We start from the raw sequence: 23,633 nt of genomic DNA on the forward strand, positions 1-23,633 counted from the left end.
TTTGCAAGTTTAACCCTCTCTCGTTTTGGAGTTTCAGTTCGATGAATACTAAAGAGTTTGGTTTTATCTCGTTTCACGCAATCCTAGTTACGTTATTTCTAGTCTTCTTGGTTGCTCTTTTTGTATTTGATGAAGACCCTTATACGGGATGGGGTGAGTTCGAGACATGGGCAGATAAAGATCGAAAGGGGGAACCAGTTGATTGTTCGGCCCTGTTGAGCACTGAGGTGGAGCGAGATTATTACCAGTATAACTCCTATGCTAATCAATATGAGCGGTATACAGCACACCTTCAGGATTATGTTAAAACGACTCGATATCAGTTTAAACAGTGTCGAGAAGATATCGATCCATTGGTGAATCAGTGGTGCGAAAAATTCATTGATAAGGGATTGGATAGTTTTTTAAATTACCACGATAACGATTGGGATTTACCTTTATGGGTCATTGATTTCTGTCACGAGGGGTTAATGCCAGAATTCAAGAAAGTGAATTCAAATTTTAGACTCCCTGATGAAGAAGTTAAGTTACTTGTTTTGGAGGACTATGGCGTAATGCTTGATCCTTCTTCGATAAGAAATATTCGTTTTGAAGAGCGTTATAAGGACGGGCTTTGGGGAATATCGTTGACTGCTGACCAAAAAGAGTCCACTAAGGATTATTACTTGAATTTTAGCAGCAAAGAAAATTGGGAACAGGCAAAGCATGCGTTTGCGGTAATGGTCTCAAAATACAATGCTCAAGACTAATCTATTACTGGAAGAATTTATGCTGGTTAATCCGAAAACTTCGTTAAGTGTTTTTATTCGTAGTGTTAAGCACCTTTTGATCGGTGTCGGCGCTGTTTCATGTGTCTGGCTCTATATTAATGGTGCCGTTTTTGTTATTGAAGAGTCAATACGTGGCAACAGGGTGTTGGGAATGCTTGTGGGTATTGCTTTGGTTTTCCCGTTCATTGTTGCTGTTAATGTTATCGTGATGATGGCCGTACGTAAGAATGTTCAATCTAGACCGCTGCCATTGAGAGGCTTGGTCGATGTACATCATCATCAAAACGTTGATGCTCTATTAAGGCACTCTAATGTGCTTGCCTGGGAAAATAAAGGTTTAAGCGCCGAGGAGCGTAAACGTGTCCTAATGGGAATCAATGTGATTTCTGAATTATTTTATGAAAATGGCCAAAGAGTTTGGGAAGGGGAGTTGAAATGAATACAGGTTTATTAGTCATTAATTGTCTAGCTACGGGATTTTTTGTAGTTGCTCTCATATTTTATCATGGGTTAGGGAACAATCTGCCTGAAGGCTCCCGACCCTCTGCGATGTTGTTTATGCTTAAAAAGAAGGTCATCACTTTTTCTTTGGGGGCTAGCGCGCTGTCGCTGGTCGCTATGCTAGTGATTCAATTATCGATGCTGTAAATATGAGGGCGTTGCGGTGAAAGTTAATTTTCCATTGATCCTAATTATGTCTGCTCTACCGTTTTCCAGTCATGCAGCTGAAAATGAGGAGGTAAAGGCAAAGAATGCTTGCATGGTCGTTGTTGATCGGCTTGCCATTCAGCCGGCGCTGTGCGAGTACAATGTTAGGCCAGCGACCTTCTGGTTATGCGTTAATGAACGTATTGATGATGGTGAAAGCTTTGTCTTCGCATCAGAGCGCTGCATTAATATTACTGCTCACAACTCTTCTGGAGCTAGCAATGGTGTTTACAATGATGAGTCCTAAGCCCATAGACTATTACCGTGGTTTAACGTCCGGAGGGTCTTATCTTGCAATGCTTTCACAAGATCAAGCTGCAGCTGTCTTAAAGGCGCACGATCATGGAATTGCTGCCCTCGGTATTGAGGAAGTCGCTTTGTTGGATCAAGTGATGAGCATCTTGAAAGGCGAAATCCGGCCATAAACCATACACATTGGCCTTCGACTATTTGTTGACAGATTGATCCATTGCTGGTTGAATTTTAAATAAGTACTTTGCTTAGCAAAGGCCTTTAAAAAAACTGATCACTAAACCTGAAAGTCAGTACGGCTATCGCCGGGTTTATCTTTATATTATCCACCCAGAAGGGAGCTACCCGTCTGGGATAGGTTTCTTTTAGTCTACATATCCATTCACCCAGCGGGAATCTACCCGCTGGGATAGGTCCTCGCTGGTTTTCTTTTTCTTGCGAGGAATCCTTATGATCACTGTCCCTGGTAAAATTAATATACGGACTATTTCTGGTCGCTTTGGCGACTTTAACGTTGGAACATTGGAATGTTCTATCGGTTCTTTTTCGGTTAAAGACCCTGCCATTGATGAGTTTTCGGAAGGGGTTTACACCGGTTCTTTTGTCATCGAATCCATAAAGCCTGATTCGTATGTGGCCTCTGGTCGCATGGTTGTGGAGGTTCGTGCTCGCCTTAAAGGCATTATGCTCGATGATGAATTGAGCTTGCCCTCAGAGCCCGAATCTTATGAACAAGACCCACTAGAGCAGGAATGTCAGTCAGTAAAAGATGTTCAAGCTCCAGCGGCGTCGGCAAAAGTTGACTCAAAAGCTGAGACGTCAAACCTAACACCTGCCGCTGATGAAAATGATGGCGGTTGTTTATTTGGTGTACTTTGGCCCCTTGGTTCTGTTGTCAGGTTGGACTCAACTATCGAACGCTTACGCTTACGCCAGCAAAAGAAATTTTTGCAGGACAATGGCTACAGCTTTCGGGTGGCTCAACAACATTGGGTTAAAGACTAGGAGGGTCTACTGATGGCATTAATATTTCCACGGTTGGCTCGTAACTTTATTAAAAATGGTTACTTTCCCACGGATGAGCTTTCTATTGAGCGCATCTTGCATATGCTAGAACCCACACAGGGTACTGTTCAGATGATCGATCCTTGTTGTGGTGAAGGCACGGCGTTAGCTGAGCTGGCTCACTATTTTAGGGAATCTGGCATGGCGGTGAATACGGCCGGTATTGAATTTGATGCGGAGCGCGCAGCGCACTCAAAAAAATTACTGGATCATGTGGTTCATGCTGATATGCAAGATTGTGTTGTTGGAACGGGTCAATTCAATGTTCTGTTTTTAAATCCCCCTTATGGTGATCGAGTAACTGATCAAACCAATATGGAAGCCAACAGGCAAGGTAGGGATCGGTTAGAAAAGTACTTTTTAACCCGATCTATGCCGATGTTGTGTTACGGCGGCCTTTTAATCTACATCATTCCAAATACCATTTTGGATAAAAATCTGTCAAAGCAGCTGGCCAGAAGTCTTGATTCGTTGTCGATCTATCGACTCCCCGAAGATAGGTTTAAGCAAGTTGTGATCACAGGTTATCGGCGGAGAAGTGACACGGTGGGGATGAGCTCTGTCGTTAATCATTTGTTAGCTGTCGGTGAGGACCGTTCATTAGCGCCTGAGTTACCGGAAGTCCCCGAGCAGTTTTACACTGTAAAAGGACTGCCACAGGTAAAACCGTTGGAAGTTAGGTCTGTTAAGCCAACGGTTGAATCGGTTCTTGAAGTTAAACAGCGTCATGGATGCCTTTGGCCAGACTTTAATAACCATTTCTCACAGAAGTCTTGTGAGCGCAGGAGGCCGGCCAGAAAGCTTTCAGATTGGCACCTTGCCTTGATGTTAGCCGCAGGCCATTTATCCGGTACGGTGACGTCTAACGATGGCAGGAAGCTGTTGGTGAAAGGTTCAACGCATAAGGTCAAGGAGATGAGTTCATCGTTTCAGGAAGGTGACGACGGTGCAGTTATCGAAACCCATAGTGCGACTGATCGGTTTGTCCCAGTTATTAAGGGGATTGATGTTACTGAGGGAACCGAAAGCTATGGCGAAATCTTTACTATTAAATGATGGTTTTTAACCATTTCCCGATTGGCCTCCAATCGGGGGCCTTTTTAATAATTTATATGAGGTGTTTTTTATGGTTGAAACGACATTGTTGAAAGTAGATGAGGCTTCGGCACCGATGTTTTGCGATGCATTTATCGGTGATGAAGGCGATTTTGTTTTTGGTAGCTTTTGGGGTAATGAAACTGTGCTACTAGAGTTTTTTGCTCGCTTAACGTTGCCCGCCAGTGAGTTCGGTATCCGTGAGCTCAATCTATCGAGTAATAGTAGGGAGCGCTTCAGGCTTTCTATTCCTAAATCGGCTGATTTAAAAAAAATCACGGCTCGAACGCCACCAAATACGATTCTAGGTCCGTTGTGTCATGTGTTTATTTTTGACGCAGTTTTACATTCACCCAATCGAACCACAGGTGAGGCATATGTTTTTGGTTTGCCTGATCAGAGTCGAATGGAAACAATGAATCGCATGTGGAACCAGGTGCAGGACTTGAGTCAAGTTCCTGTGCTTGAACACTGGCGCGATTATCTCATGCCAATTTTATTGGAACGAGAATGGGTTGTAGAAATTGAATGCTTTGCAGTAACAGCATTTAAGATCTCACTGTGTATAGAGTTGTTTGAACAGCTGATTACTGATGGCTTACGAAGTGGAAAGTTGTCGTTGACGCCCTTGGTTAATCAGGCTGTTAATAATCAACCTAAGGAATCGCTGGCTTTATTCTAGACCCTTCGGGGTCTTTCTTAATGGACTTTGCTGAGGCGCATTAAGAAAGGCACCGCTAGTAATAGCACCTTTAGAAAAGCTTCCCATAGCAATGCAAGGAAGCGCAGCGAAAGCTGTTGTTTATTTTATCAAACTCGCCCAGTGGGATTATCCCATTGGGGTATTCCGTGGGCTTCTTTCTGTTTTTTTAAGGAGCAAATATGAATACCTTAGCGACATTACCTCAAGACCCAACTGATGAAAATCACGCAATAGAAATTGCCGAGGATTTAACGAACGTTATTTCTTTGCATGACTTTATCAGTAATTTTGGCAGTGATTTATTAGCTGCCGTTGAACGTGACAACCCGCCTGTTTACAACGATACGCCAAATGCTCTGCGTGGACGTGTATTAGACGGATTGATACGAAAACCTTTCCCCGCCCAAGCTGACGCGGTTCAAGCATTGTCTGCGTTGTTATTCGATGAGAATGAGCGCGCTGCGGTATTGAATGCAGAAATGGGTACCGGTAAAACCATGATGTCCATATCTCTTGCTGCGATCGCTAAAGCGGAAGGGATGAAGCACTGCATGGTCATCAGTCCGCCACATTTGGTTTACAAATGGCGTCGTGAAATTCAAGAAACGATACCTGGTGCTCGAGTGTGGGTTCTCAATGGTCCTGATAGTTTATTAAAGCTATTAAAAATTCGAGAGGCACTTCGTATCGAGCCCGGTAATGTTCCGGAGTTTTTCATTATTGGTCGTGTTCGCATGCGATTGGGTTACCACTGGCGTCATGCATACAGCATTCGCAAGCGCCGTCGTTTAGCGCTTGAAGATCAAACGGATGGTGATTCACCGCGCATTGCAATTTCAACGGGGCATCCGTCTTGTAGTCATTGTGGTGAGTGGGTTCGTGATCCTGATGGCGAGCTTTTAACCGAGCCTGCACTTCTCAGCGAAACCCGTCAAATGGTCTGTAAGGCATGTGACTCTCCCTTGTGGACGCTGATGAAACCTAAAAGCAAAGTGACTGATTATTCCGGCGTTGTAAAAAAAGCCTTATGTCAGTTGCCCACAATTGGCCCGAAGACTGCGGAGCGTTTAATCGCATTATTTGGGGCAAAAATGCTTGAGGACATGTTGGCCGATAACATCTATGAGTTTATTAATATTATGGATGAGCAGGGCGATTTGTTTTTCTCGGATCGGCAAGCTACACGGCTTGAACGTGCGATGGCGGTAACTGAGTTTGGTTTTGGTCAGGGCGGCTATCAGCCAACGGAGTTCATCAAACGCTATTTACCCAATGGTTTTATCGATTTGTTGATTGTTGATGAGGGCCATGAGTACAAAAACGAAGGCAGCGCCCAGGGACAAGCCATGGGGGTACTAGCGGCAAAAGCTAAGAAAACGCTGTTGCTGACCGGTACGTTGATGGGGGGCTATGCGTCGGATTTGTTTTTTCTGCTCTGGAGGATCATGCCCAATCGAATGATTGAGCTGGGATACCGTTGTAGTGAACGTGGTTCTATGTCCTCGGCATCGATGAGCTTTATGCGCGAGCACGGAGTGCTTAAAGATACTTATAAAGTGACAACTGGTGGTAATCACCGAACGTCCAAAGGCAAGCGTGCGGCCGTCAGTACAACCAAGGCCCCAGGCTTTGGTCCATTGGGGATCGCGCAGTGTATTTTGCCTTTTACGGTATTTTTAAAACTTAAGGATATAGGGCAAAAAGTACTGCCCCCGTATGAGGAACGTTATGTTGAAATCGCTATGGATGCCCATCAGCGTGAACACTACGACAGCCTGAGCCATAACCTGTCTAAAGAGCTTAGGGAGTCTTTAGCGCGGGGAGATAATAGTTTGATGGGGGTTGTGCTGAACACGCTTCTCGCGTGGCCGGATACGTGTTTTAGGCCGGAGAACGTTGTGCATCCGCGCAGTGGTTCAACGTTGGCGTTTACGCCGTCGTTATACGAAGAATCTGATGTCATGCCAAAAGAGGCATGGTTGAAAGATTACTGTATTGAACAGCAAAAGCTTGATCGTCGAGTGCTCGTTTATACCAGCTACACCGGTAAACGCGACACTTGCGCCAGGTTAAAGCAACTGCTTGTCAATGCAGGGCTGAAGGTTGCTGTTATGCGTTCAACGGTGGCCACTGGCAAACGTGAAGAGTGGGTTGCTGATCAGGTGGATAAGGGCGTCGAGGTATTAATCTGTAATCCCGAGCTGGTTAAAACGGGCTTGGATTTATTGGAGTTTCCTTCGATTGTTTTTATGCAAACGGGTTACAACGTTTACACACTTATGCAAGCGGCACGTCGGTCATGGAGGATCGGTCAAAAGCTCGATGTTGAGGTGCTTTTTCTTGGTTATGAAAAATCAGCTCAGAGCCAGTGCTTAGCATTGATGTCTGAAAAGATTGCGGTTTCTCAGTCCACATCAGGTGATATACCCGAGTCGGGCTTGGACGCGGTCAATCAGCGAACTGACAGTATTGAAATGGCATTAGCGCGAAATCTTGTGTGAAGTCATTTTATTCAAACCTCCAAAAGGAGGTTTTTCTTTGCTTTATGAGGAGGTCAGTATGTTTGATTCAATCGCAGGGTATGAAGACATTCATAAGGATGAGCCCTACATCGATGCAGACGAGCCTACCACCGGTGAAGTCGCGCACGTGTATATGTTGTACGTGCCGCCGCATAAGCGCGGTAGGGGCATCGGTGGTGAGCTGTTTCGAAAGTGGGTGATCGGCCTGCCTTCAAACATTAAACGAGTGCGGCTTAAAGCTGTAACGTTAGGTGGCAGTGACGCACTGTCTTTTTGGAAACGGCTTGGTTTTACCGAGGCTTTTTGTGGAGTGATTCATGATGAAATAGATGGCGCATTAGTACTTGGTGTTAATGGTTACGAAAATCCTGTTGTCGAGTATGTTCAAGCTACAGGTGACGAATATCGTCATTGGATAGAGGGGGACGACGATGTGCGCCATTTTCATAAAAACCCTCAACGAAAAGCGGGATGATGATTGATAAATCTGCCCGATAATATTTTCGTTATGCTAAACTTTTATCGCGTTTTGAGCCCTGCTCAATACCTTTAAATGTCGCCAAGGTACTTTAAGCGACAGGCGTTAATGCCGTACCACTCACTGCCCAATGGGATTTACTTTCCCATTGGGATAGTCGATCTCCTTGGGCTTTTTTTTTGCTCAAGATCTGAGGAGATCAACTATGAAAAATCCAGTGACTGTCTTACAAAAGTCTATCGTTGTTCTGCAACAATGGCTCTTCGGTGAATCTTCACCGTCTTACGATACCCCGTCATGGTCGTGGCCCGAGAGCGATGTGGAGCATTGTTTAATGCAGCATCTCCCCGCTACCGAAAACGATCGTGGAGTACAGCTCGTTTTACCAAGCTTCCTATCAGCGTATGAGAAACACCGTGTTCAATATCCAGATCACGGTTATGACCTTGATAGTTTGGTTGAGCGTTGGGTTGCAGAGATTGCTCAATACGAAGCGGAGTTTAGCTTTATCCATCAAACCGCTAAATTTTGGCATGAGGTTATGGAGCAAGTGCTGTGGCTGGGGTGTTTTGCGACAGAACTTAAAAATCGTTCAGCCACGATCGCCGAGCTCGAGCTTGGTGGTTTTACCGGTGCCGATATTTACGCTAAATACTGCTTATTAACGCCACGCGAAGCATGTGTTTTGGCTTTGTCTTCATTAGTTCGCAAGCCTGTAATGCCACCTAGTGTGCCTACAGGGCTGTTCTCCGTGAGCTAAATTTGGTTTTTTTCACTTCCCTTTGGAGTCATATCCATAGGGATGTGGCTCCTGCATATTATCTAAGGAGTCACATATGAGTATTGCAGAATCAGTAGAAATCCAGAAAGCCCCAGCAGCAAAGCTTGTTGATGGAAGGCGTCGCTCTAATGCTTTGTATAGGCATTTCGGCAGCGCTTTTATTGAGGTCGAGAGTTTAGTTTATCGATATCTCGATACGATAGCGTCAGCTTACAGTGGCGGTTTTTTTGATTTTTATGAAATAGAAGGCGGTGGTTTTTACTTATCGTTACGCACAGATGAGGTGTTTAAAGTAGAGGTCCCTTTTGGAAATCACTTTAGCGCTGAACTCAGTGCTGATGCTTTATCGATAGTGGCATGCTTATTTGTATATTGCCATATGGGAAATACTGATCAGCGTTGTGTCAATCATTACCATAAGTTGCGTGATTTTGCGCTCGGTCATGCCGAAGCAGCGTTAATTCTCGCTGCAATAGATTGATGGCTAAGTCATAACTATTGCCCATCTCAAGCCGGTTTCTCCGGCTTTTTTTCGCCCTAGTGTTGTTAAATAAAAGTTAATAATGTCCTATTTGAAAAAGTATTGCATTTATTCAAAGTGTTAATTAAACTGGGCTCGCTGCTTTTAATAAGAACCATGACGCACTGATGACATGGCATATAAAGCAATGCGTACGAAAAACGGTGCTCGAACACCGCTTTTCGCACTAACCATATACAACCTTTTGGAGACGGAACATGGCTAACTCACATTGTACACTAAACACTTTTACCCTTGAATTTGGCTTGGCTCAATATCGCGATGTCATTACGAAATATTGTAAACCGAATCTTGCAAAGTCTACGTTAGTGCAGCTTGATATTTATCAGCGTCAAGCTAATGCTGCTCAACGTGAACTTTCTCAACTATCTCAATCGGTGTGGCAGAGGGTAAAAAACTTCCGCATGATTGGTGCCTTGAAGCATAAGCTTGAGAAGCTATCATCACTGATTAAATCGTGGGTTAAGTCGACTTTATCGTTCTTCAAAATAACGTTGAATTAGGTGACCATGATGAGCCAGCAAGCAATAGTAACTAATCCACTCGTCAAAAAAATACGTTACGCCAAAGGCCGTTCTTCCCAGGTATTTGATTTTCTCTTTTCGCTATCCATCGATGATGTGGTGAACAATCTTAATCTCGCGGGTTTTAATGTCGGTTCCCCAGCGCACATTAAGCAGTCATTAATTCGGCCCCACGTGTCGAACATTTTAGAAAGCTGTGCACGTGGTTGTGCGTGCCCAGTGGTCCCGAGAGTGCCAATGACTGCTTCACACGCTGTCCGTCGCATGAACGCATTAAAAATCGCCTTCACGCGCTACCTGGAAGAGAGTGATGCGCAGCTGCAGGCTGATAAGATGGGCAGGCTTCGTGATAATATCCATCGTTTACTGGCGGCCGACGTGTGCATGCCGCCAAATCAATTAATGATATTTAAGCTTAAGCTAGAGTCTTTGTTCTTTGCTGCAGATGCTTGGTCCGCGCAATGCTCTACTTCTGAGCGTCAACCTCTTTGAAGTGGATATGACATGAAAATATTTGCTTATGGTTGTCCATACTAACTTTCTTAACTGCCACTGTTTTTTTAGGCGCTGCGCGGCCCTATGCGATTTTGCCTGTTTATAGCGAGCGGGGGAGGGCAGTTGCCTCTTTTGATTTTTACATTGTCCGTTTTTTTGGGAATCGGTGTGTATTGTCTCGCGTGTGTACTTGATTCTATGGTCAGCCACGAAGAGCCTGACAGAATCCGTGCACTCATTGTGGTTTCGGCTATTGGGGGGTTGGCGGGGTTGTTTATCTTCAATACGAGTGGATGGCTTGTCTCTCTCGTTCAATAGTTTTTTTGCGCCATCCCCGACACTGGTCGAACTAACTAAACAATTCTTTTCCTGCTATTATTGTCAGTTCAAAGCCCAGTGTCTTTCTACACTGACCTTTTATTTAGGCTGCTCGATAGACCTTTAACGCAGTAAGGCGTTTAAGCCTGGTCTAGAAACCCATTGGGAGAATCCTCCCTTTGGGTTGTGATCTCCTTTTTTATTTTGGAGATCGCAATGAACGTTACATTTATGGCAAATACATACCACGAAGTAAAAGTTAAATTTGATATTGCTTGTCATTTGACTGTTACAGACCTCAGGACTAATGCAGTCTTTTCTTGTGCTTTGACACTAGAAAAATACAATGAGGCTGTGGATTTTGTGAAGGAAAATGATCACGGTAACGTGGTTAATTTACTTAATCAAAAATACCCATTTTAAAAATGTTGACCCAGCTGAGCGATGCTTAACTGGGTTTTTTTTGCTTGTGATTTAAGAAAGCTTGCGACTTCTTCTAGGTCGTTAGAGTCCTTTAAACTACCATTTTCGAGATGGTAAGCAAGAAGCTCTTTTCGGCGTACTGATGAGTTTAAGAACTCTATGCGTTCGCTGCGCAGGTGTGTTGGGATGGCCTCAAACGGACCAAAATACAGCGCATAGCCATCGATGGCTGTAAGTGTTCCGTTTTCTGTGGCCCCGTCAAACACCGTGGCCATAAATCCTTTACTCTCATCGTTTTCTAAACTGCCCAGGTACGTGAGTCCAAGATTGTGATCGGGGTCGTTTGCGACCACTTTTTCTTCGTTGTTGCGCGACATGGCTGGTGAGCGTTCGTTGAAAACATCGATTACGGCTTTGCGTTCTTTTTTTGCGAAGAACTCAAATGCCTCCCAAATCTGGCATCGAACAATTGATGAAAGGCCTTGCTGATCAAGCCACTTATTGATCGCGGCACTTTCTGCCACCGCTAAAGCTCTGTAAGCCATTTTCTCTTCCTCTCGATAGAACGACAGCTAATTTCAATTTAAAGCGTGTGTTGGTCAGTGTAGGCGTTTTTTGAATATATGCAATACTTAATCATTTCCTGAGGGGTTTGAATCGATGTGATCCTTATATATTTTGACCGCACGCTGAATGACTTCAGCTTGAGAGGTGCCTAATTTCTTGGATAACGCTTTGACGTCGCTTCGGCACTCCTCTGTGACTTTGGCCGGAAGCGGTTTTTTGGGTTCGCGTCCGGTGAGTGGGCGACCCGCCCCTGGTCTTGCGCCGCCTCGTTTTTCAATCTTGGTCTTTTCTATTGTCATCTGTTATTCCTGTAGTCTCGTCGCCATTTTAAACCTATTTACGCCGCAAATAATGTTCTAAGTGTTCACTTTTGCTACAATGGCACTGTAAGCCCAGCGTCTTTCTACGCTGACTTTTATAAATTGATTATCCAAAGGCACATTTGATAATCCGCCGTAAGGCGCGTGCCTATCTTGTTAACCCATTGGGACAAACTATCCCAATGGGGTTAGTGCGTCCCCTTTTTTTATAAATTAGAGGACTTCACTATGACAACTTCAAATAATATTGACCGTTTTTTCAATGTTCACACAGAAGCCATGGGCTATTTGAGTGGTTTTGAAAAGCGCAACGGTCGTAACGGTGCTTTTACTGTTGTGACATTTTGCATGATCGAGGGTAAAGCCTCAAATGCCGATAGTCTGTACGTAAGCTGCACAATTAGCTGTCCCAAAGCGTTAGAAATACTAGAACCCTTTGGGAACGAGATTAACAATCGTGACATAAAAGTGTTTTGTGGTCTTCGTATTGCGAAGTATCGAGCAGAGCCTTTTATGTATCCAGAAACTAGCCCCAAAGCTGGTCAACTGGGTGTTAATTACTCGTCGAATTTGATTCGGGTTATGTATCTTAAGGTCGCAGATCGTGAGATTAAATTGCCTAAGTCGGAATCACAGGTAACGACGGATTACGGTATACCAGCGCAATCCAAGGCTAAGCATGTTCCATCGTCCGCTGAGCGCCCTCGTCAAATCAAGTTGAGCAAAAGTGATCCTCATTTTGAGGTGATCAAGCAAAGACTGAAAGATGATGGTTATAAGTGGAATAAAGATGAGTTTTGTTGGGAGCTTCCAGCCGGCACGGTGGCGGTGAACAATCAAAGCGGTCAGGGTCCTACTATTGAGGTTCCTGGAGAATCTACGGACTTGCCGATTCGTGTTGAGCTACGTAAGGATGACCCTAATTTTGAGATGATTAAGCAAAATCTTAAAGATGATGGTTATAAGTGGAACGGTGACGAAGAGTGTTGGCAGTTGCCGACGTACTCTGTTGCTAAGGATGACCCAAATCGCGCGGTTAAAGAGCGTGATTTGGCGCATTTAGGCTATGTTGATCGTGGTAATGGTGTTTGGAATGTGGCTTTTGGGCGCTCAGCGTACCAAAAGAGCAAACAAAACAGCGTTCAAGCGGCATAGTGTATAATTGGCGCTCAAAGATAGGTTTTCCTATCTTTGAGCCGCTTTAAATCTAGTTATCTCAAGGGGTGTCTAGCTTTAAAACGGTTCCCAGTCTCGCAGCTGTCTCTGCGAACCTTTAAGCCCCTTGTGGGTTTGGCGTCTCGATTGAGTTTAAACTGACGCAGCGTAACAGCTACTCAAGTGCTCCTCGGAGTAGTCAGCAAGTTCTTTCGTTTAGTTCATGATCTCCTCAGATCTCTTGCTGTTGGCTCCCCCAAAGTTGGAAACTTTGTCCTCTGCGCAAGCAGTCAAATGAGCGAGTGAGTCTATTTATAGGCTCGCTCAATCTTTTCTCGTTAAGTGGCCTCATTGTACTAAGCGCCTTACTAAAATCGATTGAGTTAGTCGTTTTTGGTAAGGCTCTTGAGCCACTTTTCTTCCTGGCGCGACCGCGCGCGCTGTCAAATACGTGGACTCGTTGTGCAGAATTGACTGTGCACGTTATGGACACCGGCTGTAATTGTTTTGGCAAGGACAATTAGTTGGTTTTTGGTGCTCAGGACGGCGCCAATCAAAAAAACCACCGAAGCCATAAGGCTTTGGTGGATTCACTTCGTCAAATTCTATCCCCCACTTCTTTACTAACAATTTTGGCTTCAGGCCTGACTATATGAAATTTGAATATTCTGAGGTAGCTCCAGGGATCGCTAGAAATTAACGCGAGAACGCATTAAGCGCCATTTCATTTGAGAAAACTACTTCTTTAATTGTCACGATAGGGATATTGGGTTACGCTTAAGTTGTAGCTCGCCAAGCTTAAATGGCACCTTTAAGTCACCCGTGGGATACACTCCCTACGGGGCGTATTCCAAATAATTTTTTGGTTAGGAGGAATACGATGGAAATTGAATTTAAGAGCAGTAAGTACTCAAATGTAATAGCGTTGATGCGTTTAACTGCATTTAAGTTTTCGCTATTTATCGCTAAACGAGTATCACTTAAAATTATTAATTATTACGATAATCCAGAAAACGAAGAAGAAATAGAGGTGTTGGGTGCCAGCGCTTATGAGCGCTTCAGCGTATCTTTTATTCTTCCCCTTGTTATTTGGCTTGATCCTCTTGATTATGATGATAGATGTACAGACTCTTGGGCATATTCATTTGATGTTGTGTATAACGGTCAAGTGCCTAGCAATTAAATTTTCATGACGCAAAAGGGATCTATTAGATCCCTTTTTTTACGTCTATATAAAGCCTTATTCCACCGACATGGCAGAATAGCAACAAACATTGTGGTCGCCTTAGGGGCAACCGGATTCAACACAAATTAAATTTTCGGACATTATTATTTCTCTTGTCGAGCTGAATGTGGATGATAAGAAACCACAGTGATGTTATCGAGCGCTGCTGGATCACAAGTGTATTCATTCTCTTGTGCAACATTACGTCTTCTACCGCTTGAATTTGGGGGCGCTAGAATAGAATTTCCGGGGGCAAATGCCTTTAATAGTACGCCACCGCCAGATTTGATAGCGTTAACACCTGAAGCAAATGATCTGGCGATCTCAATATCAGGCGTCCAACAGAAACCAATTTGGCCTGAGTCATAAAGGGATCGGCACTCCCCTCTGAATAAGGTCAAACCATCTCCTGTATACCCTGGTAATAAAATTCTGAGAACACTAGCTAGAAGAGCATCATCACGGGTCTTATTGCGCAGATGACCACCTGAAACATGCCATAATTTGTGAACTTTATTTTGATTAACTGTAAGCTTCATATGTGACGAAATTATTTTGTTAAATACAGGTCTCCATACGTGTTTTTCTAGGTCACAGTTATACTTACCAACACATAAATCTTTAGCAGCTTGGACAATAATTTCATCACTAGGTGGAAGATGACTTGTATCATCTATGTCCGTATCGTCAAGCATGGGTTATTCCCCTTATGATTTAGTTCTAACCAACTTCTTAGCAATTAGAAGTTGGTTACGCATGTCACGATAAAGCCTAAGCCAATAATAAGAGAGTCGCTAACACCTTCAAAAAGGCCCTGGGGACGAATCGTTGTCGTCTCCTAGAATTTTTTCAATATGACACCAGGCTTCTTCTTTAGTCGTGAACTTCACTTCATATCCGTCAGGTCCAGTAACGATGAACCCGCTTAATTTTTCTTCACCTTGAGGGTCTACATCAAAGATCTCTTTTACAGAGTACCCATTACTCCTGAAGACTACTTCCCCAATATTTATTGACATGCTTTATTCCTCGTTAATTAGCCTTGAAGCTTTGTCTTGTCCAGTCCCAGGATTCGCCGTCGCATTCTTCCGCATCAGACCAGCCGAGGTGCCACTCTTTATGCTTCCAGTGATCTTCTGGGTAGGGGTTTGACTCTGGAGTCTTCCGTTCTTTGTACGCTTTAGCCCCTTCATCGAAAGGCAGTGGATCAGTGGTTTCGGTCACGATTTTTCCCCGTATGACCCAACAAGCTCTAAGCTGCCGGTTGAATATTCTATTTTCTGCGCTAGTCATCTTCAGGGCAGGGTACTTACTTAGCACTTTCCTTTAGGTTTTTACTTGTTGTGCAAATTGGTTCAAATAAGTGGTTGAATCACATGGCTTAACAGGGGTCACCTTCAGCTCCGGACTTATTGAGTTTCAAAAATAGTCCCAACAACAAAGACTGAGACGCCCCTTCAAAAGCAAAAAATTGCAACTCACGCAACCGAGCGGTATATTTGCGCTACAGATTACCGTAATACAAGGAGCTACCTGACATGGTAGATGTATTCAGAGGCGAGCGCCAGACGCCGCTAACATGGGAGCTCAGCCCTCTCGACTTATCTATTCAAGAGTATGAGCGCAAGTGTAAGGACTATCACTACCGTAAGCTCAAGAAAACCAACGAAACGCCGTCCGAGCGCGACCAACGCTTGCTTGAGCTCAGCAAGGCCAAAGCCCACCTAGATACAGAATATCTTAAGCTATACACAATGGCCCAGGTAGACGGAAAACTCCAAGCCTACCGCGACGAGTTTAAACACCTTCAACGCCGAGAGCGCCAACGCGAATACGAGCGAGAAGGGCACCACCCAACCGAAGTGTTAGAGTCTAACCTACGAGCATCCGGGCGAGCACAACCCAGCCCAAGGTATACCGCTCATCATATCGTAGAGGGTCAAGGTAAGCTCGCGGAAACAAAGCTAGCTCGAGCTCAACTGTTTCGACATGACGTCAGGATCAACGATTCAGACAATGGCGTTTGGATGCCAATGTCTGAGGCGGATAGAGGGCATTGGGCAATGCCAAAGGCTGTCCCTCACAGCCGAATACATACTCATAATTATGAGCGTTGGGTTTCTCTCGGCCTACGAGGCCTAAGATCTGAGCTCACGATACGTGCGAAGTTGACGTTCTTTCGAACGATGCTTAAGCACGGCCTGCAGCCTGAAAAAGTCCTCAAAAAGCCCGACCCTAATTGGAATGGTAAAGACAATGTATAGGTTAACTTCTGATTTTGAGCATTATTACGATATAGACATCGACATATACGCCGTTGAAGATGCCATCGATACACAGCTGGGGGAGGATACTTTTTACAACGCTGCGTTAAGTAATATTGAGCTGACTTCTGCATGGTCCGACGTCGGCGGTACGCTTAACGACACCGGCCTTGCAAAAGGCGCACGCGCTCCAGACATTTCGATATGGAATGGTATTTACTTGATTCTGTCAGCAGAAGCCTTTGGTCAGCTGAATCCAATACTCGCTGATGCTGGCGAATTTATGCCTATCACACTAGCGGGATCAACATACCAACTGTTCAACTGCCGGCGTATCGTCAATGTTGACGAAAACGCTAGCGAGACAGAAACAATTAATGGTGAATATCTGGGACTGAAGTCAATTCGGTTTGAGAGCAGCGCAGAGCTCACAAATACTGTCTGCAAGACAAAGTTCGACAACTGCTCGAGCCTTTACTGCAGCGAAAACTTCAAAAAGAAACTAGAAAACCTAAAGCTATATGGGCTTCAATTCGAAACTCTCGAGCAGCAATGATACATTTCCCCTCATGATCCACAAGCGCTAAGCTGCCGGTTGAATACCCGATTTTCTGCGCTGGTCATCTTCTGGGTAGGGGTTTGACTCTGGATTCTCCCGATCTTTGTACGCTTTAGCGCCTTCATCGAAAGGTAGTGCATCAGTAGTCTCGGTCACGATTTTTTCCCCTACAAGTGTTTTTCTTTCAGCTTTTCTAAAAACGAATCATTATGACCACCTTCAAGCCAGTGATCGACGACCTGTATTGAATGCCCTTCAATTTCGATGCGTTTTGCTTCTGCGATCACTAGCTCAGATCCAATACTACTCTTGCTTGAAGGAATCTTCTGGCCCTGGTTGAACGTCCAAACGGAGTTGTCACACTTGACGAAATATTTTGGTTCAAACGAGAGATCTTTCATTACAATTTTCCCCTAAAATAAATTCTTCTCATAGTCATTAAGAAATGTATCAACTTTATCTATGATCTTATTAATTTTTCCGGCCGAGCTACCCTTATAATATCGTTGATCCTTGTCACCTTCCACGCCTAGTCTTTTGACTATTTCAGAAAGATCATATTCGTTAACTTTAGCCTGTATCTCTATTACAATGATCATCTCATCTAATAGGTGGCGCCCAGGATGTAGATCGTTCCAGTCCTTTGGTATTTCAGGGGTGTTTGCTCCGGCCTGAAGCATCATCAAATTGTCTTCAAGCTCTATCACATTCTTTACTGCACGGGAAATTCTGTTGTTGCGAAATCCACCCTTTCTATCAAATAAAATGTCCGATGCTTCAGCTCGCTCAGGTACATCATTATTATCATTTGGGCATATATCCCTCCGAGCGTAATCTCTTATTGCGGCGACATTTTTTCGCGCACTCCAAATTAACTGAAGGCAGTTCTCGTTGCTTTTCTGCTTCCATCGTTTAATGGCGCTGCCTGCGTAAATCGCAACTATGATCGTAGCAATGCCAGCGCCAATTCCGGTTAGCTCTCCCAAAACGCTCAAAATCTCTTTGTGGTTCGTCGCTAATAAATTACCAATGAGTGTTGCCAGCGCTCCCGCAATGATAAAGGCAGCCATCAGTGTTAGAATAGGGGTGATGAATACTTTGAGTGGCTTATAATTCATTTTTTCCCTCAGCTATTGCCTTTGCATTCTAGCGCTTTAGCGACATCGGGATGCCTCAGTAGGGGCTTAATCAATTCCTTATCGCCCATTGCATCGATATACACGCCGGACTCAATTGCGTGAGTCAATCGTTTGGCATCACTGCTGCTGAATTCAGCATTTTCTATATGGTCCATAATTTTTTCCCCCTAACTTAAAGTTCATCAAATGTGGATGGTTTTTCTGGATATATAAACGACTTTAAGAGTAGTTTAGTGTTACGTATCCATATCTCAGCTGAACCTTCAGAAATACCGTCGAAACAATGATCCTGGCAAGGAGAGTACACAGACCAATCAAATGACCAGCGTGCAAGCACTCTATCGCCAACATGATCAATGCCTGTAAAGCTTTCAGTGTCTTCATGGCGTGACCCTCTATCATCAATCACGCTAAAATCTATAGCATCCCTTGTTATTTCTATGTTTTCATTAAGGACTTCAAGTATTTGATCTTCATCGTTCACATCAAAATCTTCGTAATGGGATAAATCAACACAAATTAAATTTGGGGACATTAATTATTCCCCTTATATATTGTTCTTGTCGTTGTAGTTCCGAATCATCACCATAGAATCTTGGTTGATTATGCTTAACTGCCTTTTCGCAGACTCGGACAAATACGAATTTTCAGCTGCTCCAATATCTGTTAATGCCATAAGGCGATCTAGCGCCGAGTGAACGTCGGATATAGAGCATTCGTCATCAAGGATATAGCTTCCCATATCTTCAATCAGCGTTTTAGCTGAATTCAAAATGAAATCCTCAAGGCTCCTATGTCCGCCAGCTGAATATATAAATTGCTCTTCCATTAGTTTAACTCCTCAACATCGAACGATTTTCCTTTCTAGGTTTCTGGTTGCTTTTGTCGCCACTTGTAGTGGCACACTAAATCTGGTCACCCATTAAGAGGTGTTAAAATCACCTCACTACTTAAAAAGGTGCGCCATGAGCAAGCAAACACGACCCCGATATGATGCTGAATTCCGATTGAAAGTCGCTAATTTGGTGTTACAGCAAGATTATAGTATTCGAGAGGCCGCCGAGGCGATGGGTGTGGGGAAATCCACAGTGGATAAATGGGTCCGGCAGTTACGCAATAATCGGCAAAGTAAGCCCGGCGAGCTGAGCGTACCAATCGGGAATGATCAGCAGCGAATCCGTGAGCTGGAAAAAGAAATACGCCGCATTAATGAAGAGAATGAAATTTTAAAAAAGGCTTCAGCTCTCTTGCTGTCGGGATCACTGAAAAATTTTCGGTAATCACTGACTTGCAAGAGAGCTATCCGGTTAAAACTTTATGCTCAACCTTTGGTGTGCATCGCAGTAGTTACTCTTACTGGCTGGCTAATACGCGCCATTCGCAAACACTTTGCCCGCAACTTGCGAAAGCTGTTCAGGAAGCCTTTGACCTGAGTTATGGCTCTGCAGGCGCGCGCACGATTGCTAGGATTGTCAGTAATGATGAGCTTGATTTATCGCGTTATCGAGCCGCTAAAGTCATGAATAAGCTGTCATTAAAAAGCCGTCAGCCACCCAAGACTCCACGGAAGATGGGCAAGAAAGAGCACGTTACAGTGGGCAACCACCTTAATCGTGAGTTTGATGTAGATGCACCCGATAAGGTTTGGTGCACAGATGTGACCTATATTTGGACGGGGGATGGGTGGTCTTATTTAGCCGTCGTTTTAGATTTGTTTGCGCGCCGACCTGTAGGCTGGGCACTGTCGAGCAGCCCAGATTCAGCCCTGACGATCAAGGCACTTAATATGGCTTATACGGCTCGTGGCAAACCGCGCAATCTTATGCTGCATTCAGACCAAGGGTGTCATTTTACGAGTAAAGCCTACTGCAAAAAATTAAAGGCTTACGGCATTAAGCACAGCATGAGTCGGCGTGGAAACTGCTGGGACAATGCCCCTATGGAGCGATTCTTTCGTAGTTTAAAATCTGAGTGCATGCCAAAGAAAGGATGGCCCGACTTCTTGTCGACGAAGCATGCCGTTAACAATTATATTTTACGTTATTACAATAGCGTCAGACCTCACCAGCATAATGATGGCCTGACACCGGCTAAAAAAGAAAATATTTACAAAAAAACTCTAAACTCGTGACCAGATGGGTTGACCACTACAACTTTCTCGCAAATAGCGGCGCGAAACCGTAAGAAAGTCCGGCTAGGATGCAAAAGCTAATCGATATAATAAGAAAGGTTGTACCGTCCGTTTTGAAAAAATAGATATTGGTAATCAAAGCTATGCCAGCAAAGATCCACCATAAATTCAACAATAACTTACTCATAAACTTTCTCCTAAACTTCGCTTGGAACATAGCCAAACAATTTTCTATGGGTGCCAGCCCAGGCAACCAATGCATATTCATTAGTGAAGCTTGCCTCTACAGACCCAGCGTGAGAGCGTTTTGGGTTAGCCTCGGCGGCACCCAGTGACCACAAAATCTCTGTGCGTGACTCTCTGTCTTCGCAAGAAAAATACTTAACTACCTCTGACATAATTTGCCCCTTAATGAACACAGTTTTCAAACTACTTACTATTGCTGCTCTCGAAAGTGACGTAATAAATTCAAAAATATACCAAATGAAATCCATGCGGTAGGCACCAAAAGAGCATAAGTCGTATTCCCCTCGAACGCTTGATCAATGGCCCAGTGTGCACTGGTGACAAAGAGGGTAAATAGTCCTAATAGTATCGGCAATATTTTAAGTATTAATATGAGCGCAGATAGCGAGCTTCTAGCCCATAAACTAATTTCACTACTCATACCGTTATCCGTCCTTACTGATGTGGTTTATATTGTCGAACATATTATTGATTTGCGCAAGCGCAAATCAAATGTCTTTGGGGATTTCTTTGTGATTTTTCATTACCCAATCAAGTACGTCGCCGGCTTTGTGTCCTGATTCTTCAGCAGCATTCCTTATGGTCTCGATAGCTTCTTCAGAAACGCGCCATGCAGGCTGCTTTCTCGGCTTTGCGTCGCCTTTTTTTCGCCCCGCACCTGGCCTATATCCACCCCTTGAGGGTTTGGCAAGAAAATCTATCGTAGCTTTATCGGTTTCATCTTTTGCCATCAATAGCCCTCCCACTGATCAGTGTCAGTAAGAGTAGCGCGCATAAGTGGCGTTCGCAGAGCGTCTTGTTTTGGATCTTTGGTCATAGTATCTCGTTATTCATACTTTCTTTAGCTGACGTATACAGTGCGTCTAAGGTGGCTCGTATGCCTGCATGATCAGGCTCTATATATTCATATGGTTGGTCGTCAGTTTCATGACGCAATAGGGCGCACAACTCGCTTTCGCTAGCGCCACGTCTTGCTGCTCGAGTCGCTAAGGTTCTTCTCCCGCTGTGCGTGGTAAATCGCTCAATCCCAGCTTCTCTACCCCACTTGGTGACTACACTCTGTAAGGTGTCACAAGCCCAATAAATTTCTTCCTGCTTGTCTTTATTAACTCTAACTTTTTTCTTTAGTGAGTAAGGTCGCCTGTTCTCACTCAAAATAAGTTTCGAGTCTTTGCGCAAGCCGCGAAACTCGCTGTTCTCTCCCATCATAAGTTTATTGCTAACCCTATGCTCAATGTATTGCTCTAATGCTTCAAGCAGTTTTTTATGATAGAAAAACACATGGCCAGCTTTGTTATTTTTGCAGTATTTTGCAGGAATTATAATTTCATTTTTTAGCTTTCCGCTTTTCCATAGAACATCTTTTATTTCAATGACTGCCACCTCACTGATTCTCAGTCCAGCGCCAAATAACAGCCATACAATCAATTGGTTTCTTTCGGGGTTTCTGGTGTCTCCGGCAACATAGAGTAATCGTTTGAGCTGTTTAGGTGTCAGCGCTGGAGCCTTCTTCTTTGAAGACTCCCTATATCGGCGCACGGCCCTAGCTGTAGGCATTCAATCTCACTTGCTGGTCAATTTCCCCTAAGTTACACCGATTGAAGGCTGCTTACAACCAGCCCGCGTGAGATAAGGACTTAGGGGAAAAGTTAGGGCAGGGTGCATGCGCTGAATGGCGGCGGTTGGCGCTGAGGCCTTCATAGAAGCGCTTTTTTTTTGGGTGACATCGCGCGCGGTAAGCGATACTCTACTAGACATATTTGACCTGTTGGTGTAATTTAAGGACTAGACATATATGGCTAGTGGTAAAGACAGTGAGTTCCATAAAAAGGCCAAGGATAGAGGCTGGTTATTAGAAGAAATAGCGTCTCGCTGGGAGATTAGCGTGCGGCAAATGAGTCGGGTCGCAAACAACCCGAAACCTAAAGACTTAGACGCCGTTACAGGCTTGCCGAGCAAGAAAAAGTAGAGCATTCGTTAATGGAATTGACACCCGACCTTAAAGGTAAATCCTATGAATTGGTCTGAAACGCCGTATCCAGTAATCGCCCTGGTCGTTGCATTTATTACGCTCATTCATTGCTTTTCTAACCATCGAAGGGCTTGGGTTTCACGTATATCTGCGCTACTTTTAGTGGTCTCCTTGCTTACGACAATAGCCTCTGGAGGTGATGGCGTTGGGACCTCTGGGGCCGCTTTTTGGGTTGTTGTCGTTGGGGTGCTAGGTTTCGCGGGCTTAACCGTCTTAAGCGTAATAATTGCTTTATATGACGCTCTTTTCACTGCAAACACAAAAACCGTAACTAAAAATTAGGGGCTTGGATTTCCAATGTATGGGATTACCATTAACCGCTCCCGACCAAGCTGAAAAAAATTTGTTTATCGCTTTGCTCGTTTTTTGCGGGCAGTAAACCCGACTGCAGAATAAAAGGACGCTAAGCTATGTCAGTTACAATACTCGATAAGGCTGACTACAGCTTTAAACGATCCACTTTCCTCCGTCAATTCTCCTTCCCCTTAGGGCTCATTGTTGGGTGCGCTATCTGCGCCGTATGGTACTTTAAGGTGATGTATTTTGATGAGATCAGCGCTGAAAGCTATGCGCAACTTAATTATATCTTGAGTTCAGGCGCCAGCAATAATACTACGAACATGATAAAGCTCGCCTTGTCGGATAACGCGATTAGCATGCGCGAGAGTCGGGATATTTACTCGGCCATTATCAGTGAGGAGGGCAGATTAACCGTGCCATTGCGTTTCAATCTTGACCTCAGCGTTGAGAAGTCGGCATTAATAACTACTGCGAGCCAAACGGGGTTGAAGTTGTAATATGATCGTTATCGAGGCTTCAGGGCCGCTCCATTCAAATTCATGATTACTCACCCCTTCATAAACCCTATAAAGTAATTTTTTTCGTCCGCCTAACTTTCCTGCCTGACCCAAAACATGAGTGGAAGCTTGGCGATAATCAACAGGCTGGACTGATGTGGAAGGAAAATTCAGCGATATATGACTTACGAATCGTACATCACGTCCTGAGATCACAATTTGGAACGGTTTTTATTTAATACCTTCGAAGAAAGTTCATGGTGTGCTCAAGAAACCGCTCTCGAACGCTGGAGAGTTTTTACCAATTACAATTGAAGACGACCAGTATTATATGTTCAATTGCTGAAGAATGGTTGGTGTAGATAATGATAATCGTGAGCAAAAGTCGATTAACGACGAATACCTGATCATCGCCTCGATTGCTTTGAAGCAAGCTCTGAACTTTCAATCCCGGTATGCAAGACTAACTTTGATAGCTGCTCGAATTTATATTGCAACGAGCATTTCAAAAACGAAGTATTAA

The 23,633-nt window shown here is 44.2% G+C and carries 37 protein-coding genes; 22 read left to right on the forward strand and 15 right to left on the reverse strand.

Translation table 11 applies throughout. The features are described 5' to 3' along the window. Positions 1–41: 41 nt before the first annotated feature. The 15 genes from MARGE09_RS09745 to MARGE09_RS09815 all read left to right on the forward strand — a co-directional run bounded on the left by MARGE09_RS09745 (position 42) and on the right by MARGE09_RS09815 (position 10,675). Positions 42–749 (forward strand): hypothetical protein, encoded by a 708-nt coding sequence (locus MARGE09_RS09745; protein WP_236987139.1) that lies wholly within the window; start codon positions 42–44, stop codon positions 747–749. A gap of 19 nt (positions 750–768) precedes the next feature. Beyond that, a complete protein-coding gene (locus MARGE09_RS09750; RefSeq protein WP_236987140.1) occupies positions 769–1,209 on the forward strand; it encodes a hypothetical protein in 441 nt (146 codons plus the stop codon). Then, positions 1,206–1,418, forward strand: coding sequence for a hypothetical protein (locus MARGE09_RS09755; protein ID WP_236987141.1), 213 nt, complete (start codon positions 1,206–1,208; stop codon positions 1,416–1,418). Before MARGE09_RS09750 ends, MARGE09_RS09755 begins: the two co-directional genes overlap by 4 nt. 16 nt (positions 1,419–1,434) lie before the next feature. Further along, entirely contained in the window at positions 1,435–1,725 is a 291-nt protein-coding gene (locus MARGE09_RS09760; RefSeq protein WP_236987142.1) for a hypothetical protein, read from the forward strand. Then, positions 1,712–1,903: a hypothetical protein gene (locus MARGE09_RS09765; protein WP_236987143.1), complete on the forward strand. Its 192-nt coding sequence runs from the start codon at positions 1,712–1,714 to the stop codon at positions 1,901–1,903. Before MARGE09_RS09760 ends, MARGE09_RS09765 begins: the two co-directional genes overlap by 14 nt. A gap of 277 nt (positions 1,904–2,180) precedes the next feature. Next, the gene (locus MARGE09_RS09770) at positions 2,181–2,735 is read left to right on the forward strand and encodes a DUF3275 family protein (RefSeq protein ID WP_236987144.1); all 555 of its coding nucleotides are present in this window, start codon (positions 2,181–2,183) and stop codon (positions 2,733–2,735) included. A 12-nt stretch (positions 2,736–2,747) separates the two neighbouring features. Beyond that, the gene (locus MARGE09_RS09775; RefSeq protein ID WP_236987145.1) at positions 2,748–3,851 is read left to right on the forward strand and encodes a DUF6094 domain-containing protein; all 1,104 of its coding nucleotides are present in this window, start codon (positions 2,748–2,750) and stop codon (positions 3,849–3,851) included. A gap of 70 nt (positions 3,852–3,921) precedes the next feature. Beyond that, positions 3,922–4,572, forward strand: coding sequence for a hypothetical protein (locus tag MARGE09_RS09780; protein ID WP_236987146.1), 651 nt, complete (start codon positions 3,922–3,924; stop codon positions 4,570–4,572). A gap of 200 nt (positions 4,573–4,772) precedes the next feature. Then, on the forward strand, positions 4,773–7,094 hold the full coding sequence (locus MARGE09_RS09785) for an SNF2-related protein (RefSeq protein ID WP_236987147.1): 2,322 nt from the start codon (positions 4,773–4,775) through the stop codon (positions 7,092–7,094). 58 nt (positions 7,095–7,152) lie between these two features. Further along, entirely contained in the window at positions 7,153–7,590 is a 438-nt protein-coding gene (locus MARGE09_RS09790; RefSeq protein ID WP_236987148.1) for a GNAT family N-acetyltransferase, read from the forward strand. 208 nt (positions 7,591–7,798) lie between these two features. Next, the gene (locus MARGE09_RS09795) at positions 7,799–8,353 is read left to right on the forward strand and encodes a hypothetical protein (RefSeq protein ID WP_236987149.1); all 555 of its coding nucleotides are present in this window, start codon (positions 7,799–7,801) and stop codon (positions 8,351–8,353) included. A gap of 76 nt (positions 8,354–8,429) precedes the next feature. Continuing rightward, on the forward strand, positions 8,430–8,855 hold the full coding sequence (locus MARGE09_RS09800) for an antirestriction protein (protein ID WP_236987150.1): 426 nt from the start codon (positions 8,430–8,432) through the stop codon (positions 8,853–8,855). Positions 8,856–9,112: 257 nt separating this feature from the next. Next, positions 9,113–9,418 (forward strand): hypothetical protein, encoded by a 306-nt coding sequence (locus MARGE09_RS09805; RefSeq protein ID WP_236987151.1) that lies wholly within the window; start codon positions 9,113–9,115, stop codon positions 9,416–9,418. 6 nt (positions 9,419–9,424) lie between these two features. Continuing rightward, the gene (locus MARGE09_RS09810) at positions 9,425–9,931 is read left to right on the forward strand and encodes a hypothetical protein (RefSeq protein ID WP_236987152.1); all 507 of its coding nucleotides are present in this window, start codon (positions 9,425–9,427) and stop codon (positions 9,929–9,931) included. A gap of 537 nt (positions 9,932–10,468) precedes the next feature. Next, complete coding sequence (locus tag MARGE09_RS09815; protein WP_236987153.1) at positions 10,469–10,675, forward strand: hypothetical protein; 207 nt, start codon at positions 10,469–10,471, stop codon at positions 10,673–10,675. Here the strand turns inward: MARGE09_RS09815 and MARGE09_RS09820 are convergent. Beyond that, positions 10,672–11,220 carry a hypothetical protein gene (locus MARGE09_RS09820; RefSeq protein WP_236987154.1) on the reverse strand — a complete coding sequence of 183 codons (549 nt, stop codon included), beginning with the start codon at positions 11,218–11,220 and terminating at the stop codon, positions 10,672–10,674. The genes MARGE09_RS09815 and MARGE09_RS09820 overlap by 4 nt on opposite strands. A gap of 87 nt (positions 11,221–11,307) precedes the next feature. Continuing rightward, positions 11,308–11,541, reverse strand: coding sequence for a ribbon-helix-helix domain-containing protein (locus tag MARGE09_RS09825; protein WP_236987155.1), 234 nt, complete (start codon positions 11,539–11,541; stop codon positions 11,308–11,310). Between the two features lie 249 nt (positions 11,542–11,790). On the opposite strand from MARGE09_RS09825, the gene MARGE09_RS09830 reads away from it, so the two are divergent. Together MARGE09_RS09830 and MARGE09_RS09835 are read left to right on the forward strand one after the other, a co-directional pair. Then, complete coding sequence (locus tag MARGE09_RS09830) at positions 11,791–12,717, forward strand: DUF3577 domain-containing protein (RefSeq protein ID WP_236987156.1); 927 nt, start codon at positions 11,791–11,793, stop codon at positions 12,715–12,717. An 880-nt stretch (positions 12,718–13,597) separates the two neighbouring features. Next, entirely contained in the window at positions 13,598–13,900 is a 303-nt protein-coding gene (locus MARGE09_RS09835) for a hypothetical protein (RefSeq protein WP_236987157.1), read from the forward strand. Between the two features lie 146 nt (positions 13,901–14,046). Here the strand turns inward: MARGE09_RS09835 and MARGE09_RS09840 are convergent, their stop codons facing one another. The 3 genes from MARGE09_RS09840 to MARGE09_RS09850 all read right to left on the reverse strand — a co-directional run bounded on the left by MARGE09_RS09840 (position 14,047) and on the right by MARGE09_RS09850 (position 15,262). Continuing rightward, on the reverse strand, positions 14,047–14,637 hold the full coding sequence (locus MARGE09_RS09840) for a hypothetical protein (protein ID WP_236987158.1): 591 nt from the start codon (positions 14,635–14,637) through the stop codon (positions 14,047–14,049). 108 nt (positions 14,638–14,745) lie between these two features. Further along, complete coding sequence (locus MARGE09_RS09845; protein ID WP_236987159.1) at positions 14,746–14,961, reverse strand: hypothetical protein; 216 nt, start codon at positions 14,959–14,961, stop codon at positions 14,746–14,748. Between the two features lie 13 nt (positions 14,962–14,974). Then, positions 14,975–15,262: a hypothetical protein gene (locus MARGE09_RS09850; RefSeq protein WP_236987160.1), complete on the reverse strand. Its 288-nt coding sequence runs from the start codon at positions 15,260–15,262 to the stop codon at positions 14,975–14,977. A gap of 218 nt (positions 15,263–15,480) precedes the next feature. Between MARGE09_RS09850 and MARGE09_RS09855 the strand changes: the two genes are divergently transcribed. Both MARGE09_RS09855 and MARGE09_RS09860 read left to right on the forward strand, forming a co-directional pair. Then, positions 15,481–16,206 (forward strand): AHH domain-containing protein, encoded by a 726-nt coding sequence (locus tag MARGE09_RS09855; RefSeq protein ID WP_236987161.1) that lies wholly within the window; start codon positions 15,481–15,483, stop codon positions 16,204–16,206. Next, complete coding sequence (locus MARGE09_RS09860) at positions 16,199–16,762, forward strand: hypothetical protein (protein WP_236987162.1); 564 nt, start codon at positions 16,199–16,201, stop codon at positions 16,760–16,762. Before MARGE09_RS09855 ends, MARGE09_RS09860 begins: the two co-directional genes overlap by 8 nt. Before the next feature lie 27 nt (positions 16,763–16,789). On the opposite strand, the gene MARGE09_RS21565 is transcribed toward MARGE09_RS09860, so the two are convergent. Genes MARGE09_RS21565 through MARGE09_RS09885 form a run of 6 tightly spaced genes read right to left on the reverse strand, consistent with a single transcriptional unit; the run spans position 16,790 to position 18,733 of the window. Then, a complete protein-coding gene (locus tag MARGE09_RS21565; RefSeq protein WP_255711968.1) occupies positions 16,790–16,921 on the reverse strand; it encodes a hypothetical protein in 132 nt (43 codons plus the stop codon). A gap of 11 nt (positions 16,922–16,932) precedes the next feature. After that, complete coding sequence (locus tag MARGE09_RS09865) at positions 16,933–17,166, reverse strand: hypothetical protein (RefSeq protein WP_236987163.1); 234 nt, start codon at positions 17,164–17,166, stop codon at positions 16,933–16,935. Positions 17,167–17,178: 12 nt separating this feature from the next. Beyond that, positions 17,179–17,883, reverse strand: a complete 705-nt coding sequence (locus tag MARGE09_RS09870) for a hypothetical protein (protein ID WP_236987164.1) — start codon at positions 17,881–17,883, stop codon at positions 17,179–17,181. Positions 17,884–17,891: 8 nt separating this feature from the next. Continuing rightward, entirely contained in the window at positions 17,892–18,059 is a 168-nt protein-coding gene (locus MARGE09_RS09875) for a hypothetical protein (RefSeq protein WP_236987165.1), read from the reverse strand. Between the two features lie 17 nt (positions 18,060–18,076). Beyond that, complete coding sequence (locus MARGE09_RS09880; RefSeq protein WP_236987166.1) at positions 18,077–18,439, reverse strand: hypothetical protein; 363 nt, start codon at positions 18,437–18,439, stop codon at positions 18,077–18,079. 12 nt (positions 18,440–18,451) lie between these two features. Continuing rightward, positions 18,452–18,733: a hypothetical protein gene (locus tag MARGE09_RS09885; RefSeq protein WP_236987167.1), complete on the reverse strand. Its 282-nt coding sequence runs from the start codon at positions 18,731–18,733 to the stop codon at positions 18,452–18,454. Between the two features lie 136 nt (positions 18,734–18,869). Between MARGE09_RS09885 and MARGE09_RS09890 the strand changes: the two genes are divergently transcribed. Then, positions 18,870–20,035, forward strand: a protein-coding gene (locus MARGE09_RS09890; protein ID WP_236987168.1) for an IS3 family transposase whose coding sequence is annotated in 2 segments (ribosomal slippage) — positions 18,870–19,131 and positions 19,131–20,035 — 1,167 coding nt in all. Because the reading frame shifts where the segments join, the coding sequence is not laid out codon by codon here. 197 nt (positions 20,036–20,232) lie between these two features. Here the strand turns inward: MARGE09_RS09890 and MARGE09_RS09895 are convergent. From MARGE09_RS09895 to MARGE09_RS09910, 4 genes are all read right to left on the reverse strand, one after another. Further along, positions 20,233–20,433 carry a hypothetical protein gene (locus MARGE09_RS09895; RefSeq protein ID WP_236987169.1) on the reverse strand — a complete coding sequence of 67 codons (201 nt, stop codon included), beginning with the start codon at positions 20,431–20,433 and terminating at the stop codon, positions 20,233–20,235. Between the two features lie 38 nt (positions 20,434–20,471). Further along, entirely contained in the window at positions 20,472–20,702 is a 231-nt protein-coding gene (locus tag MARGE09_RS09900; RefSeq protein ID WP_236987170.1) for a hypothetical protein, read from the reverse strand. Positions 20,703–20,769: 67 nt separating this feature from the next. Then, positions 20,770–21,012 (reverse strand): hypothetical protein, encoded by a 243-nt coding sequence (locus tag MARGE09_RS09905; RefSeq protein ID WP_236987171.1) that lies wholly within the window; start codon positions 21,010–21,012, stop codon positions 20,770–20,772. 82 nt (positions 21,013–21,094) lie between these two features. Continuing rightward, positions 21,095–21,838: a tyrosine-type recombinase/integrase gene (locus MARGE09_RS09910; protein ID WP_236987172.1), complete on the reverse strand. Its 744-nt coding sequence runs from the start codon at positions 21,836–21,838 to the stop codon at positions 21,095–21,097. Between the two features lie 238 nt (positions 21,839–22,076). Between MARGE09_RS09910 and MARGE09_RS09915 the strand changes: the two genes are divergently transcribed. Both MARGE09_RS09915 and MARGE09_RS09920 read left to right on the forward strand, forming a co-directional pair. Then, positions 22,077–22,250: a hypothetical protein gene (locus tag MARGE09_RS09915; protein ID WP_236987173.1), complete on the forward strand. Its 174-nt coding sequence runs from the start codon at positions 22,077–22,079 to the stop codon at positions 22,248–22,250. Between the two features lie 473 nt (positions 22,251–22,723). Further along, positions 22,724–23,110: a hypothetical protein gene (locus MARGE09_RS09920; protein ID WP_236987174.1), complete on the forward strand. Its 387-nt coding sequence runs from the start codon at positions 22,724–22,726 to the stop codon at positions 23,108–23,110. The last annotated feature ends 523 nt before the right edge of the window (positions 23,111–23,633 follow it).

The sequence above is a fragment of the Marinagarivorans cellulosilyticus genome, assembly GCF_021655555.1.
GTDB classification, from domain to species: domain Bacteria; phylum Pseudomonadota; class Gammaproteobacteria; order Pseudomonadales; family Cellvibrionaceae; genus Marinagarivorans; species Marinagarivorans cellulosilyticus.